Raw genomic sequence first — 14,396 nt, 5'->3', positions numbered from 1 at the left:
GGAGCCAATGGATGTTCGCTGCGGGTAGACCTGCCGAAGGCTGACGGGTCTCTGTCTGGAAATGCTGACAAATATATTATTGATTTCAACAGGCTTCAGTGCGCGGTATTGACCGTCAACTTCGCTGGATGTCGATCTCTGAAGTCACAGTGCCATTAAATTGAAAGCAACTAACGGTCGGCATAATACCACTTAAGATACCGTTGGTCGCGTTTGCCATATATGTCCAATAAGTCAGGAAATACGACATGTTGGACGTAAGTTCCATAATGGAAAAAGTCAGTTTATCGAGTTCGATAGATATCGTTACGTGTCCGAAGTTGGGTTACCTGGACACAGGAAAACCCTGAGGCCTGCTGGAAAATATCCGCTCTGGTCAGGTGGGTTATTTAATGGGTCTTGTCGCTGGCAGGTATGAACATTTCAATTACGACATGCGCGTTCGTCAGGCCTGTCGCTCTGAATAGGACATAAGTGACAAAGGCTGTGACGCGGGTACCGGTTGAAAACGAGTCTGGCCGACCTGAAAGGCAAAGGCCTCGAGCAACGAGGTCTGTTCACTGTCATCCAGGCCCAGTTGCCCGGTGTTCTGATCAACCAGTTCGAGCTGCCAGGCCATCAGCGTGAAGCAGTCTTTCAAGGCCGCGAGCGCCTGTTCGTGCAGGTCGACATGATCCTGCGCGAGGTTGAGCAAGCCGTAAATGTGCAGGGAAAACTCGGAAACAGCTTCCAGGGCCAAGGCCTGGGCTCTGCCCGCGAGCTTGAGGAGGGTAGTAAGCATGCAATCGATGGCATCTTTGTCGTTGCTGATCAATTGCAGGTGGCTGAGGCACTCTTCGGACTTGGCCAGCAGCGTTTCAGCCTCGACGAGAAATTCGGGGAACCGCTGGGCCCACTCTTTACGGTCGATTGGCATGCTTATCTCCACCACGTCATGTCTGATGAGGGAATGCCGTGTGTGTCGACGATGATGAACCGTCGCGAGATCGCGCCCCGGTGCGCAGGTGCACAAGTTCGGGGTTTCAAGAGGATGTGTTTCCACTGAACTGCGATCGCACACAATAGCCTGACTCCGTTCATGCAATGAGAATGGCGTCACATTAATGGCTATTGGATATCGCGAATATCAGGTTGGGCCTGATTGTGGGTAGGGGAATCCCCTAGACGCGGGAACCTGGGACGCAAACCGAGGTCGCGCCGCAAGGACTGTAGCAGATGAAATCACGGGGGCCAGTAAACCATGATGTTAATGTGACATCAATGGCCGGTTGTGGCATTTTGCTATGCGAATTTAGCAGTCATCAAGATTCGCCGCACGCAGCCGATAAACCCTCTTAGTGAATTCAACAGAACAAGCCCAGGAGTCATTGATGGCCGGCATTCTCGACACGGTAGACCAACGCACGCAACTGGTGGGTGAGAATCGCCTGGAAATTCTCATGTTTCGACTGGCCGGGCGCCAATTGTTCGCGATCAACGTGTTCAAGGTGCAGGAAGTGCTGCAGTTGCCGAAACTGACCCTGATGCCTCAGCGGCACCCGTTTGTCTGTGGTGTGGTCAATCTGCGCGGGCAGACGTTGCCGGTGATTGACCTGTCTCAGGCGATCGGCATGCGCCCGCTGGTGCCGGGGCCGAACAGCACGATCATCGTCACCGAATACAACCGCTCGGTGCAGGCTTTCCTGGTCGGTGGTGTGGATCGCATCGTCAACATGAACTGGGAAGCCATTCTGCCGCCGCCAACCAGCGCTGGCCGTCAGCACTACCTGACCGCGATCAGCAAGGTTGACGATCAACTGGTGGAAATCATCGACGTCGAAAAAGTTCTCGCCGAGATCGTTCCGTACAACGCCAAAGTCTCCCGCGAAAAGCTCGAAGATCCAGTGCTGGAGCGTGCCCGTGGCCGCGAAGTGCTGTTGGTGGACGATTCCAATGTGGCGCTTTCGCAATTGCGCGACACCCTTGGCCAGCTCGGGGTGAAAATGCACATCGCCAGCGACGGCCTGAAGGCGTTGAACATGCTCAAGGCCTGGGCCGACACCGGCGTGAACATGACCGACAAGCTGCTGATGATCTTCACCGACGCGGAAATGCCGGAAATGGACGGTTACCGTCTGACCACCGAAATTCGCAACGATCCGCGTCTGCGCGGCCTGTATGTGGTGTTGCATACCTCGCTGTCCGGCAGCTTCAACGACTCGATGGTGAAGAAGGTCGGTTGCGACAATTTCCTCTCCAAGTTCCAGCCGGACAAACTGGTCGACGTGGTGCGCCAGCGCCTGATGCTCGACGAAGTCCCGGCCTGACACACACTGTGCAGGAGTGAGCCTGCTCGCGATAGCGGGGTGTCAGCCCCCAGTCATTGCTTGCTACACCGCTATCGCGAGCGGGCTCACTCCTACAGTCTTTGCTCTTTGATTCCCTGAACCAGCTCGTATAGGGTGGCGTCTTTATCCTCCAGGGAGCTGGCCATGCTGCGTCTGAGCGCGCTTTATCGTTACCCGTTGAAATCCGGCAAAGTCGATGTGCTGCAAAGCGTCGATCTCGACAAGCTGGGGCTTGATGGCGACCGACGCTGGATGCTCGTGGATGAAGCCAGCGGCCGCTTCCTGACCCAGCGCGCTGAAGCGAAAATGAGCCAGTTGTCGGCCCTGTGGAATGCTCAGGGTGGGCTGACCCTGCGCGCTCCTGAACAGTCTGCCATCGACATTGCCTTGCCCGGCGATGACGCCGAACTGCGCGGCGTGACCATTTGGCGTGACACCCTGCGCGTGCCAGACGCTGGCGATGAGGCTGCGCGCTGGGTCAGTGATTTCATCGGCAAGCCAACTCGTCTGGTTCAAGTGCCGATGGCGCGCGCGCGGATGACGCAGGCAGGTTTCGGCAAGGATGACGATCAGGTCGCGTTCGCCGACGGCTTTCCGCTGCTTCTGATCGGCGAGGCGTCACTGCAGGACCTTGCGCAAAAGGTCGGGCGACCGTTGGAAATGCTGCGTTTCCGACCGAATCTGGTGATCGAAGGCAGCGAGGCTTACGCCGAAGATGGCTGGAAGCGTATTCGCATTGGCGATGTCGAGTTCCGCATCGTCAAATCCTGCTCGCGCTGCATTCTCACCACCATTGATCCGCAAACCGGCGAGCGCAGTGCTGACCGCGAGCCGCTGGCGACGCTGCAGAAGTACCGTGCTCAGGCCGATGGCGCGATGTTCGGTCAGAACCTGGTGAATGACAGTAATGGCCGACTTGAAGTGGGCATGTCGGTGGAAGTGCTCGAGTAAACGTCGTTGCCATAAAAAATGCCCGTGTCTTTACGCCACGGGCATTTTTTTGCGCTGTGGAACCCGCGGGTTTAGCCGCGGTATTCGCACAGGTAAGCGGTTTCGACCGCGACTTTCAGCTGGAACTTGCTGTTGGCCGGAACGTTGAACTGGCTGCCGGCGGCGAAGGTTTCCCAGTCGCTGCTGTCCGGCAGTTTGACCGTCAGTGCGCCGGACACCACGTGCATGATTTCACGTTGGCTGGTGCCGAATTCGTATTCGCCCGGGGCCATGACGCCGATGGTCGCAGGGCCTTCAGCAGTGCCAAAGGCGATCGACTTGACGGTGCCGTCGAAGTACTCGTTGACTTTAAACATGGGCGATTCCTCGAAAAGGGCTAAAAAGGGGGCGGCCAGTATGCACAAGGCTTTTGGCGCCGTCACGCGCCTAAAGTGGCAGAACCAGTGGCAGTAACCGCGCCGTATTGCGCGCATCCTCCAGCGCCCGGTGTTGCTGACCGCTGAATTGCATCCCGGCGAGTTGCAACGCGCCGTTCAGCCCCAACGGTCGCTCCAGGCGTCGGGCCTTGGCGAAGCGCTGCTTGAGATTCATGTGCGCCACTTTGCTCAAACCGCTGTCGATGTGCAGGCGTTGCCATTCCTGCAACAACTGCTTGCGATCGTAATCGCCCCAACTGGCCCAGCCTTCGAGGCGGCTCTGATGCTGGGCAAGCCAACGCTCGAACGCCGGCCAGACCTCACTCAACGGCTGCGCCGAATCGATATTGGCCTGGGTGATGTGCGTGAGTTCACGACAAAACGGTGTCAGCAATGGGCGCCGCGTCGGTTTGACGAAGCGTTGAAAGTGATCCTGCTCGCGCCCGGCACGATCGACCAGCGTCGCGCCGATCTCGATTATTTCCATTTCCGTGACCGGCCAGCCACCCTCGTCGGTGGTGGCTTCCAGATCTATGACCAGCCAATGTGGCATCGCAGGGTTCCTGATTTCCGCGTCCTGATTATTCAGAGCGTAGTCAAACCCAGCGCTTGTGTGTGGGTGACTACTCGACCTGCAACAGAACCTGACGATTTTTTACCTGATCGCCAACCTTGACCTGCACCCGCTTGAGCACGCCATCGATGCCGGCCTTGAGCGGGTGCTCCATTTTCATTGCCTCCAGTACCACCAGCAACTGACCTTTGCTGACCGGGCTGCCTTCGCTGACCAGCACGTCGACGATGGCACCGTCCATTGGCGCTTTCAAGGTGCCGGAACTGACGCTGGTCTGACTGCTGATGATGGCGTGAGTTCGGTCCTCCAGCCGCAAGTTGCCAGGATGGGTGAACAGCCACAGTTGCTCGCCTTCGATACGGTAGGCGTGACGCTGGCGCAGGCCGTCGATTTCGAGTGTCACCGCGTAGGGGCTGCAGTCGATGATCCGCACTTCGAAACGTTGTTCTGCCACCTGCACCTGAACGTTGCCATCGGCGCGCGCGAGCAGTTGCAAGGGCCAATTCTGTTCGTCCAGTCCGAGGCGATAATGCAGCGCAACACTGGCGTTATTGCGCCATCCGTTCAATGCGGGCCGATGCATCTGGGCGCCGGTCTGGTAGAACAATATGGCCGCCACGGTCAGCGCCTCGGCACTTGGCACATGCGCCTGCAAGCAGGGATGCTCGCTGAAGTGTTGCGCGATGAACGCTGTACTGAATTCGCCACTGACGAATTGCGGATGCTGCAACAAGCTGACCAACAGACGCTGATTGCTTTGTACACCCAGCAACACCGTGTCCTGCACTGCGCGCAGAAGTTTGCGCCGCGCCTCCTCGCGGGTCGCGCCATGGGCAATCAGTTTTCCCAGCATCGGGTCGTAGAACGGGCTGACAGCCTGACCTTCAAGCAAGCCATGGTCGATGCGCACACCATGCTGCTGCGCGGGTTCCCAGGCGTGTATGCGACCGGTTTGCGGGAGGAAACCTGCCGCCGGATCTTCAGCGTAAAGGCGTACCTCCATCGCATGGCCACTGAGCTGCACTTGATCTTGCGTCAGTGGCAACGGCTGCCCTTCGGCAACGAGCAGTTGCCAGGCGACCAGATCCAGCCCGGTGATGAGTTCAGTCACCGGGTGTTCGACCTGCAGACGGGTATTCATCTCCAGAAAGTAGAACTGTCCACGCGCATCGAGCAGAAACTCCACGGTGCCGGCGCCCACGTAGTTCACTGCGCGCCCGGCCTGCAACGCCGCTTCGCCCATCGCCTGGCGCAGTTCGGCAGTCATCACCGGGCAGGGCGCTTCTTCAATGACCTTCTGGTGGCGGCGCTGGATCGAGCAATCGCGTTCGCCGAGGTAAATCAGATTGCCGTGTTGATCGCCGAACAGTTGCACTTCAACGTGGCGCGGTTCGATCAATGCCTGTTCGAGAATCAATTCGTCGCTGCCAAAACCGTTCAGGGCTTCGGAGCGCGCAGTGCGAAGTTGCGCGGGCAACTCGGATGCGTCGTGCACCAGGCGCATGCCGCGTCCACCACCGCCGGCGCTGGCCTTGATCATCAGCGGATAACCGATGCGTGCGGCTTCGCGCAACAGGGTTGCGTCGTCCTGTTCGGCGCCTTGATAGCCGGCGATGCACGGCACGCCAGCGTCGAGCATGGCGATTTTCGACAGGCGTTTGCTGCCCATCAGTTCGATGGCTGCAGCGCTGGGGCCGATGAACGTCAGGCCGGCCTGTTGGCAGGCGCGGGCGAACCCGGCGTTTTCCGAGAGAAAGCCGTAACCGGGATGGATCGCGTCGGCACCGCTGCGGCGGGCGGCATCGAGGATTGCCGGGATGTTCAGGTAGGACTCTTGCACGGGCGCCGGGCCGATGTGCACGGCTTGATCAGCCATTTTTACGTGCAGGGCATCGGCGTCGGCATCGCTGTAGACGGCGACGGTGCGGTAGCCGAGAGCCTGAGCGGTGCGCTGGATGCGGCAGGCGATTTCACCGCGGTTGGCGATCAGGATTTTCTGGATGGCGGGCATGGTGAGTTTCCTGAGGTTTTGGCGGTGGATTTACAGGCCTCTTCGCGAGCAAGCCCGCTCCCACAGGAGATTTGTGCACGATACAGATCCAATGTGGGAGCGGGCTTGCTCGCGAAGCTTTTCAGGTGGCCCACCGCGGTCTGCGTTTTTGCACAAAAGCCATCGTGCCCTCGATTCCTTCGTCCCCCGTTACCGCTTCGCTGAACCATCGAGCCGCTTCATCGAGCAATTCACTCGACGGCTGCCCGGCACTCGCCAACAACAATTTCTTGGTCATTGCATTCGCCTCCGGCGCACAACACAGCACATGTTGCAGTACCTCATCGAGGCGCTCGGCCAATGCCTGCGCATCCTGCTCGACAAAATGCACCAGGTCCAGACGCCGCGCCTGGTGACCATCGAAACGCGCAGCGGTGAGCGCCAGCCGGCGGGTCTCGGTCAGGCCGATGCGCTGCACGACAAATGGCGCGATCTGCGCCGGCAACAGACCAAGACTGGTTTCCGGCAAACCGAATTGCGCCTGATGATCGGCGATGGCGATGTCGCTGACACACGCCAGACCGAAGCCGCCACCGAGCACGGCGCCCTGCAACAGCGTGATCAATACTTGCGGCGCGTGCTGCGCTTCTTCGAGCAAGGCGCCGAACGCGCGATTCAACTCTCGGTAGGCGTCGGCGCCCTGCGCGCGCGCATTGGCCATGTCCTTGATGTCACCACCCGCGCAGAAATGCCCGCCGGCGCCGCTGAGGACCAAGGCGCGAACCGTGCGGTCGTCACGTACTGCCGCGAACACCGCGCGCAATTCGGCGACCATTTGCAGGCTCATCGCATTGCGGCTGTCCGGGCGATTGAGGGTGATGTGCAACACGCCGCCATGCGTTTCCAGCAGCAGCGTCTGGCAGTCGGGCAGGTTGCTCATTTCTTTTTCCCCGGCAGAATGCCCATCAGTTTGCAGATGATCCCCAGCATGATTTCGTCGGCACCGCCGCCGATCGATACCAGCCGCACATCGCGATAGGCGCGGGCCACCGGGTTGTCCCACATGAAACCCATGCCGCCCCAATATTGCAGGCAGCTGTCGCTGACTTCGCGGCCGAGGCGCCCGGCCTTGAGCTTGGCCATCGATGCCAGGCGCGTGACGTCCTGACCCTTCACGTACTGCTCGGTCGCCTGATAGACCAGCGCGCGCAGGCATTCGATTTCGGTCTGCAATTCGGCGAGGCGGAAGTGGATCACCTGGTTGTCGATCAGCGCATTGCCGAAGGTCTTGCGCTCCTTGCAGTACTCGATGGTGCTGTCGACGCAATATTCCAGGCCCTTGATCATGTTCGCCGCGCCGAACAGACGTTCTTCCTGAAACTGCAACATCTGCATCATGAACCCGGCGCCTTCGTGGCCGATACGATTGCGCTGCGGCACGCGCACGTCGTCGAAAAACACCTGGGCAGTTTCCGAGCTGCGCATGCCGAGTTTGTCCAGGTGCGAGCTGAGGCTGATCCCCGCTGTGTTCATCGGCACCATGATCAGCGACTTGTTGATGTGCGGTTTGTCGTCCGAAGTGTTCGCCAGCAGGCAGATGAAGTCGGCGCTTGGCGAGTTGGTGATCCACATCTTGCTGCCGTTGATCACGTAGTCGTCACCGTCCTTGCGCGCAGTGGTTTTCAGCCCGGCGACGTCGGAGCCGGCACCGACTTCGGAAACGCCGATGCAGCCGACCTGCTCGCCGGTGATGGCCGGGCGCAGGAATTCGTCGCGCAATTCATCGGAGCCGAAGCGGGCGAGGGCGGGGGTGCACATGTCGGTCTGTACGCCGATCGACATCGGAATGCCGCCGCAATGAATGGTGCCGAACTCTTCGGCGGCGACAATCGAATAGCTGTAATCGAGGCCCATGCCGCCGAATTTTTCCGGTTTGGAAATGCCCAGTAAACCCAGATCGCCGGCCTTGCGGAAAATCTCGTGGATCGGAAAGCGGCCGGCCTTTTCCCATTCGTCGACGTGCGGATTGATCTCGTGTTCGACGAACTGGCGGACGGTACGGCGCAGGGCTTCGTGTTCCGGGGTGAAGATCATTGTTATTGTTCTCCGTAGGATCCGTGGCGGTCAGAACCGGCTGACGCCGAAGCTGTTGGGTTGCAGCGTGCGAATGTCGGCTTCGTGGCAGATGTCCAGCAAATAGCCCAGCAGGGTGCGCGTGTCGCGTGGATCGATCAGCCCGTCATCCCACAGATTGGCGCTGCCATAGAGCGCGGTGGACTGGCTGTCGAGTTTCTGCGCGGTGACTTGTTCGAGCATGTCGAGCATTTTCGGGTCCGGCACCAGGCCGTCCTTGAGTTGTTTGGCCTCGGTAACGATGCGCAAAACCTTGCCGGCCTGCGCGCCGCCCATCACCGCCGTGCGGCTGTTTGGCCAGGCAAAGATAAAGCGCGGATCGAGTCCGCGTCCGCACATCGCATAGTTGCCGGCACCGTAGGAACCGCCGACGACGATGGTCAGTTTAGGCACTCGCGCATTCGCCACCGCCTGAATCAGTTTCGAACCGTGTTTGATCACGCCTTGTTGCTCGGATTCGGTGCCGACCATGAAGCCAGTGGTGTTGTGGAAAAACAGCAGCGGTGTCTGGCTTTGATCGCACAGTTGAATGAACTGCGCTGCCTTGCTCGCGCCGTTCGGGGTGATCGGTCCGTTGTTGCCGATGAAACCGCAGGCGCGACCCTGGATCTTCAATTGGCCGCAGATGGTTTGCTGATCGAACTCGCCCTTGAATTCGAGAAAGCACGATTCATCGGCAATCCGCGCGATGATTTCGCGCACGTCGTAAGGCTTTTTCGGATCGTCCGGGATCAAGCCGAGCAGTTCTTCGATCGGGTAGAGCGGCTCTTTGTATTGCGGCTCCGGCAGCCATGGCAGTTGCTCGTTCCACGGCAGCATGCGGAGGATTTCACGCACCTGGCGCACGCCATCGGCATCGTTTTCAGCCAGGTATTCAGCCGTGCCGGCGACCTGCGCGTGCATCTCGGCGCCACCGAGTTCTTCATCGGTGGCGACTTCGCCGGTCGCCGCTTTGAGCAGCGGCGGCCCGGCGAGAAACAGCTTGGCCTTGCCGCGCACCACCACCACGTAATCCGACAGGCCTGGCTGATAGGCGCCGCCGGCCGTGGCCGAGCCATGGACCACGGTGATTTGTGGCAAACCCAGCGCCGACATGCGCGCCTGATTGGCAAAACTGCGCGCGCCTTCGACAAAAATCTCGGCGGCGTAATTGAGGTTGGCGCCGCCGCTTTCGGCGAGAGTGATCACCGGCAGTTTGTTTTCCTGGGCGATCTGTTGCAGGCGCAGGGATTTTTTCAGACCACTCGGCGAGATCGTGCCGCCCTTGATCGCGCTGTTGTTCGCCACGACCATTGCACGGATACCGGAGACATAACCGATGCCGGCGATCAGTCCGCCACCGGCCGCGCTGCCGTCCTTGTCGTCATGCAGCTTGTAACCGGCGAGGCTGGCCAGTTCCAGAAACGGCGCGCCGGGATCGAGCAGTAGGTTCAGGCGTTCGCGCGGGAGCAATTGCCCGCGCTTGTCGAACTTCTCCTTCGCTTCGGCTGCTTTGTTCAGCAGGTTTTGTTCGAGCTGCTGCACTTGCTCGATGGCCGCAAGCATCGCCGTCCGGTTACGGGTGAAGGCCTCACTGTGCGGGTCGAGTTGGGACTGGATCTGCGGCATGGCTTATTCCTTGTCCTTGAGGACATCCGGAAGGTACGCCCGGTGAAACCCATTGAACGACTCGCTGTGAGTCGCCTTGTGCAGCGGCCACGCGCGACTGCCAAGGCTGGCTGCACCATCAATTTTCAAGGTGCTGCCGCTGATGAATGCCGCCGCCGGGCTGAGCAGAAACACGATCGCCGCGCTGACTTCCGATTCGGTACCGATGCGCTTGAGTGGCACATGCTCGCGCAGGGTCGGAATCACCGCTTTGAACGCACCTTCATAAGTGTCCATGCCGCTTGAGGCGATCCAGCCCGGCGCCACGGCGTTGACCCGCACGCCGGCATAACCCCACTCGAACGCGGCGGTCTTGGTGAAGTTATCCATGCCCGCACGCGCCGCGCCCGAATGACCCATGCCGGGCATGCCGCCCCACATGTCGGCGAGCATGTTGACGATGTTGCCGCCGTGTTTGCTCATTGACTGGTTGAACACTTCCCGCGCCATCAGAAAGCCGCCGACCAGATTGGTGCGCAGCACGGTTTCGAAACCTTTCTGATTGATCGAGGCCAGCGGCGACGGGTATTGGCCGCCCGCATTGTTGACCAGTCCATGAATTGGCCCGTGCGCGGAGATCAGCTCCCTGACCAGTTGTTTCACCGCTTCTTCATCGCGGATATCGCAGGCCTGCCAGTGCGCACGGCCACCGTCCTCGGCGATTTCGGCGGCGACCTTTTCGAGCTTTTCCGGTTTGCGCCCGACCAGCAGCACATTGGCGCCGAGTGCTGCCAGTTCATGCGCGGTGCAGCGGCCAATGCCGCTGCCACCACCGGTGACAATGATGGTCTGGCCGCTGAACAGATCGGCGTTGAAAATCGACGCGTAAGCCATGCAAACCATCCTCTAGTCGAGCTGTTCGGCGATGCTCTGCGGCACCGGGATCTGGATTTCCAATAATTGCTGGGCGAAGGCTTTGCCCTGCGGGTCGATGCGCAGACTGGCCACGCCGCCACCGCCGAGAGCGTTTTCCAGGAGAAAATTGAGGCTGTGGGTGCCGGGCAGATACCAGCGTTCGACGCGGCCGTGGATCGGATCGAGCACATGGCTCATCCATTCGACGATCACGGCCGGGGTCAGCGCTTCGGCAATCCACGGCAGATATTCAGGCTGGCGCGGCATCACGCCGATGTTGCTGTGATTGCCCTTGTCACCGGAGCGCGCCACGGCCAGTTTTACCAGCGCTACGCTGGCATCGGCGCGGCCCTGTGGTTTCGGCGGTTGATGAGCAATCGGCAAGTCTTCGCTGTCGAGCGCCACCTGTGCGGGCAGGGCGCAAGGATGGCGCTCACCGGCCATCTCGATTTGCAGGGTGCAGGCGCTTTTTTCGATCAGGAAAGAGAACAGCCGGATCAACGGGTACACCGTTGGCCGTCCACCGACGATGCCGGTCAGCCCCGGCGCCATGCCGGTCGCGGCCTGGGCGATTTCCCGCGAGAACAGTACCAACGCCTGTTTGTGCGGATGCCGCACGGCGAGTTTGATCACCACTTCACGGCTGTCGCGGCGCTGACCGTGGGGGCCGTAGGTGGCTTCGCTGCCGAGCAGTTCGATACTGATTTCGCTGTAAGGCGCCCAGCCGCGCTGGCTGAACATCTCTGCGGTTTTATCGATGATCGCCTGACTGACGCGCTGAGCCTTTTCCACCGCATCGATGCCGGCAATCAGGCAACTGGCGGTGCAGCGGAAACCATCCGGCGAGGTCGCGCTGACCTTGTATTTGTCACTCGGCGGCAAGCCTTTGGCGCCATGCACATGGACGATGTTCTTGCCTTGCTGCTGAAGCCTGACTTCAGTGAAATCGCAGACCACATCGGGTAACAGATACGCCTGTGGGTCACCAATTTCATAGAGCATCTGTTCGCCGACGGTCAGCGGTGTGACCAGTCCGCCGGAGCCCTCGGGTTTGCTGACGGTGAATTGGCTGTCGGCGCTGACTTCAACGATCGGAAAGCCGATGTGTTCGTAATCCGGCACGTCGCGCCAGTCGGTGAAATTGCCGCCGGTGCATTGCGCACCACATTCGATGATGTGCCCGGCCAGCGCGGCTTGCGCAAGTTTGTCGTAGTCGTGCCATGCCCAGCCGAATTCGTGCACCAGTGCGGCGCTGACCACGGCGCTGTCGACCACTCGCCCGGTGATGACGATGTCGGCGCCCAGGCGCAGGGCTTCGACGATGCCCGGTGCGCCGAGGTAGGCGTTGGTCGACACGCACAGCGGCGGCAGCGGTGCGCCGCTGAACATCTCGCGGATGCCACTGAGCTGTTTGAATTGCGGTTGCAGGTCATCGCCGAGCAGTACAGCGATTTTCAGTTTGATTCCGGACTTGTCGCAGGCCGCTTGCAATGCGGCGGCGCAGGCGAGCGGATTGACCCCGCCGGCGTTGCTGATGACGCGGATGTTCTGTTCTGCCAGTTGTGGCAGCAGCGGCGTCAGGACTTCGATGAAGTCACCGGCGAAACCCGCCTGCGGATCTTTCATGCGTGCGCCGGCCATGATCGACAGGGTGATCTCGGCCAGGTAATCGAACACCAGATAATCCAGGCGCCCTCCGGCCACAAGCTGCGCGGCGGCGGTAGACGTGTCACCCCAGAATGCACTGGCGCATCCGATGCGGACGGTGTTTGGCATTTTTATCTCCGACTCAGGAACCTGCGACAGAAGTGCCTTGAGGCTACCAAGCAAGCGCTTGGTTTGTAAATGGCTAAGATTATCTTCTGCCCAAGCGCTTGCTTGGTCGTCGCTGGCGGCTTAAATTGCGCGCAACCCTGCGGTTTCAGGGGGCAACAGACAGATCGACTGTAGGAGAGAACGGGTGGACGAGCAAAAAGCCCTGAGGGTCATGCGCGAATTGGTCGACGAAGGTCAGTTGACCGACCCGGACAGCGCCCGCGGCAAATTGCTGCAAGTGGCGGCTCACCTGTTCCGTAACAAAGGTTACGAACGCACCACGGTGCGTGATCTGGCCGGTGCAGTCGGCATTCAGTCGGGGAGCATTTTTCATCACTTCAAAAGCAAGGATGAAATTCTCCGTGCGGTGATGGAAGAAACCATCCGTTACAACACTGCATTGATGCGCGCGGCACTCGCCGAAGCCGGCAATGTGCGCGAGCGGGTGCTGGCGCTGATCCGCTGTGAATTGCAGTCGATCATGGGCGGCAGTGGCGAAGCGATGGCGGTGCTGGTTTACGAATGGCGCTCGTTGTCCGAAGACGGCCAGGCCAAAGTGCTGGCGTTGCGCGATGTTTATGAAGAGTTGTGGCTGCAAGTGCTCGGCGAAGCCAAGGCGCAAGGTTTTATTCGCGGCGACGTATTTATTACCCGACGTTTCCTCACGGGCGCACTGTCCTGGACCACCACCTGGTTCCGTGCTGGCGGTGGTTTGAGCCTCGAACAGCTGGCTGAAGAGGCGTTGATTCTGGTCCTCGAAGAGCGTTGAGCGACTTTCTATCGAGCCGGGAAACTGGCTAACTGGGCGAAACCGCCTAGCTTGAATGCAATGATCGGTATTTTTTCGGGGAGTGGGGTGTTTTGAAGTCTTCGCCAATTCGGACGGCTGCGGGGTTGATGCTCGCAGCGCTGGCTGCAATATGGGTATTGCCCGCTCAGGCAGCGCAACTGGTTCGGGTCGGCGCGGCGCATTTTCCGCCTTACACCGTTCGCCCGGAAAACGGTGCCGACACCGGCCTGCTGCCGCAATTGGTCGAGGCCCTGAACGCGCAGCAAAGCGACTACCAGTTCGTCCTCGTGCCGACGTCGATTCCACGGCGCTTTGGTGATTTCAAGCAGGGCCGGATCGACATGGCGATCTTCGAGAATCCGGAATGGGGCTGGAAGGATATTCCTCACACCGATGTCGATATGGGCCTGGAAGACGCCGAGATTTTCGTCGCGCAACGTGAAGACGGGCGCCAGCAAAATTATTTTGCCAGCCTGACCGGCAAGCGTCTGGCGTTGTTCAGCGGCTATCACTATGAATTCGCCAGCTTCAACGCAGATCCCAAGTTCCTTGCGCAGAACTTCAACGCGACGTTGACCTATTCCCACGACAGCAACTTGCTGATGGTCCTGCGCGGGCGCGCCGATATTGCGCTGGTGACGCGCTCCTATCTGTTCGATTATCTGCTGCGCAATGAAAAAGTCCGTGATGAGCTGCTGGTTTCGCAGCGTATCGATCAGGTCTATCACCATTACGCGATCCTGCGGCCGACCGCGCCGATCACCGGCGAGGCATTTTCCAGACTGCTGCAGGGTTTGCGCGACAACGGTGAAATGCTGAAGATTTTCGATCCGTACAAGATTGCCGTGGTGCCAGTGCCTCACCACTGAGGCAGTGATTTCCCGGCAAAGGCTAAATT

13 protein-coding genes are annotated in these 14,396 nt (G+C 59.8%); 4 read left to right on the top strand and 9 right to left on the bottom strand.

The genetic code is table 11. The annotated features are described in order from the left end of the window. Positions 1-445: 445 nt before the first annotated feature. Positions 446-916, bottom strand: coding sequence for a hypothetical protein (locus C2E19_RS20765; protein ID WP_129394875.1), 471 nt, complete (start codon positions 914-916; stop codon positions 446-448). Between the two features lie 454 nt (positions 917-1,370). On the opposite strand from C2E19_RS20765, the gene C2E19_RS20760 reads away from it, so the two are divergent. Both C2E19_RS20760 and C2E19_RS20755 read left to right on the top strand, forming a co-directional pair. Next, positions 1,371-2,306 (top strand): chemotaxis protein CheV, encoded by a 936-nt coding sequence (locus tag C2E19_RS20760; protein ID WP_007908676.1) that lies wholly within the window; start codon positions 1,371-1,373, stop codon positions 2,304-2,306. Positions 2,307-2,471: 165 nt separating this feature from the next. Then, positions 2,472-3,278 carry an MOSC domain-containing protein gene (locus tag C2E19_RS20755; RefSeq protein WP_129394874.1) on the top strand — a complete coding sequence of 269 codons (807 nt, stop codon included), beginning with the start codon at positions 2,472-2,474 and terminating at the stop codon, positions 3,276-3,278. A gap of 71 nt (positions 3,279-3,349) precedes the next feature. Here C2E19_RS20755 and C2E19_RS20750 read toward each other — a convergent pair whose 3' ends face one another. The 8 genes from C2E19_RS20750 to C2E19_RS20715 all read right to left on the bottom strand — a co-directional run bounded on the left by C2E19_RS20750 (position 3,350) and on the right by C2E19_RS20715 (position 12,669). Continuing rightward, positions 3,350-3,634, bottom strand: coding sequence for a pyrimidine/purine nucleoside phosphorylase (locus C2E19_RS20750; protein WP_129394873.1), 285 nt, complete (start codon positions 3,632-3,634; stop codon positions 3,350-3,352). Between the two features lie 70 nt (positions 3,635-3,704). Continuing rightward, entirely contained in the window at positions 3,705-4,247 is a 543-nt protein-coding gene (locus C2E19_RS20745; protein ID WP_129394872.1) for an exonuclease domain-containing protein, read from the bottom strand. A gap of 70 nt (positions 4,248-4,317) precedes the next feature. Continuing rightward, positions 4,318-6,279 carry an acetyl/propionyl/methylcrotonyl-CoA carboxylase subunit alpha gene (locus C2E19_RS20740; protein WP_129394871.1) on the bottom strand — a complete coding sequence of 654 codons (1,962 nt, stop codon included), beginning with the start codon at positions 6,277-6,279 and terminating at the stop codon, positions 4,318-4,320. A 121-nt stretch (positions 6,280-6,400) separates the two neighbouring features. Beyond that, positions 6,401-7,198: an enoyl-CoA hydratase/isomerase family protein gene (locus tag C2E19_RS20735; protein ID WP_129394870.1), complete on the bottom strand. Its 798-nt coding sequence runs from the start codon at positions 7,196-7,198 to the stop codon at positions 6,401-6,403. After that, on the bottom strand, positions 7,195-8,352 hold the full coding sequence (gene atuD / locus C2E19_RS20730; RefSeq protein ID WP_129394869.1) for a citronellyl-CoA dehydrogenase: 1,158 nt from the start codon (positions 8,350-8,352) through the stop codon (positions 7,195-7,197). Before atuD ends, C2E19_RS20735 begins: the two co-directional genes overlap by 4 nt. A 30-nt stretch (positions 8,353-8,382) precedes the next feature. Next, a complete protein-coding gene (gene atuC / locus C2E19_RS20725; protein ID WP_129394868.1) occupies positions 8,383-9,999 on the bottom strand; it encodes a geranyl-CoA carboxylase subunit beta in 1,617 nt (538 codons plus the stop codon). Between the two features lie 3 nt (positions 10,000-10,002). Beyond that, positions 10,003-10,872 (bottom strand): SDR family oxidoreductase, encoded by an 870-nt coding sequence (locus C2E19_RS20720; protein ID WP_129394867.1) that lies wholly within the window; start codon positions 10,870-10,872, stop codon positions 10,003-10,005. Between the two features lie 12 nt (positions 10,873-10,884). Then, positions 10,885-12,669 (bottom strand): acyclic terpene utilization AtuA family protein, encoded by a 1,785-nt coding sequence (locus tag C2E19_RS20715; RefSeq protein WP_129394866.1) that lies wholly within the window; start codon positions 12,667-12,669, stop codon positions 10,885-10,887. 184 nt (positions 12,670-12,853) lie between these two features. Between C2E19_RS20715 and C2E19_RS20710 the strand changes: the two genes are divergently transcribed. Then, the gene (locus C2E19_RS20710) at positions 12,854-13,477 is read left to right on the top strand and encodes a TetR/AcrR family transcriptional regulator (RefSeq protein ID WP_129394865.1); all 624 of its coding nucleotides are present in this window, start codon (positions 12,854-12,856) and stop codon (positions 13,475-13,477) included. Positions 13,478-13,569: 92 nt separating this feature from the next. Next, entirely contained in the window at positions 13,570-14,367 is a 798-nt protein-coding gene (locus C2E19_RS20705; RefSeq protein WP_129394864.1) for an ABC transporter substrate-binding protein, read from the top strand. Positions 14,368-14,396 lie beyond the last annotated feature (29 nt).

Origin of the sequence: Pseudomonas sp. DTU12.3 (genome assembly GCF_004124275.1) — a bacterium.
Classification (GTDB): Bacteria; Pseudomonadota; Gammaproteobacteria; order Pseudomonadales; family Pseudomonadaceae; genus Aquipseudomonas; species Aquipseudomonas helmanticensis.
This window is presented reverse-complemented; position numbering and strand designations above follow the sequence as displayed.

Bases quoted from the DNA above. Each gene is read 5' to 3' on its own strand.
- C2E19_RS20765 (WP_129394875.1), bottom strand. From the start codon at position 916: ATGCCAATCGACCGTAAAGAGTGGGCCCAGCGGTTCCCCGAATTTCTC.
- C2E19_RS20760 (WP_007908676.1), top strand. From the start codon at position 1,371: ATGGCCGGCATTCTCGACACGGTAGACCAACGCACGCAACTGGTGGGT.
- C2E19_RS20755 (WP_129394874.1), top strand. From the start codon at position 2,472: ATGCTGCGTCTGAGCGCGCTTTATCGTTACCCGTTGAAATCCGGCAAA.
- C2E19_RS20750 (WP_129394873.1), bottom strand. From the start codon at position 3,634: ATGTTTAAAGTCAACGAGTACTTCGACGGCACCGTCAAGTCGATCGCC.
- C2E19_RS20745 (WP_129394872.1), bottom strand. From the start codon at position 4,247: ATGCCACATTGGCTGGTCATAGATCTGGAAGCCACCACCGACGAGGGT.
- C2E19_RS20740 (WP_129394871.1), bottom strand. From the start codon at position 6,279: ATGCCCGCCATCCAGAAAATCCTGATCGCCAACCGCGGTGAAATCGCC.
- C2E19_RS20735 (WP_129394870.1), bottom strand. From the start codon at position 7,198: ATGAGCAACCTGCCCGACTGCCAGACGCTGCTGCTGGAAACGCATGGC.
- atuD (WP_129394869.1), bottom strand. From the start codon at position 8,352: ATGATCTTCACCCCGGAACACGAAGCCCTGCGCCGTACCGTCCGCCAG.
- atuC (WP_129394868.1), bottom strand. From the start codon at position 9,999: ATGCCGCAGATCCAGTCCCAACTCGACCCGCACAGTGAGGCCTTCACC.
- C2E19_RS20720 (WP_129394867.1), bottom strand. From the start codon at position 10,872: ATGGCTTACGCGTCGATTTTCAACGCCGATCTGTTCAGCGGCCAGACC.
- C2E19_RS20715 (WP_129394866.1), bottom strand. From the start codon at position 12,669: ATGCCAAACACCGTCCGCATCGGATGCGCCAGTGCATTCTGGGGTGAC.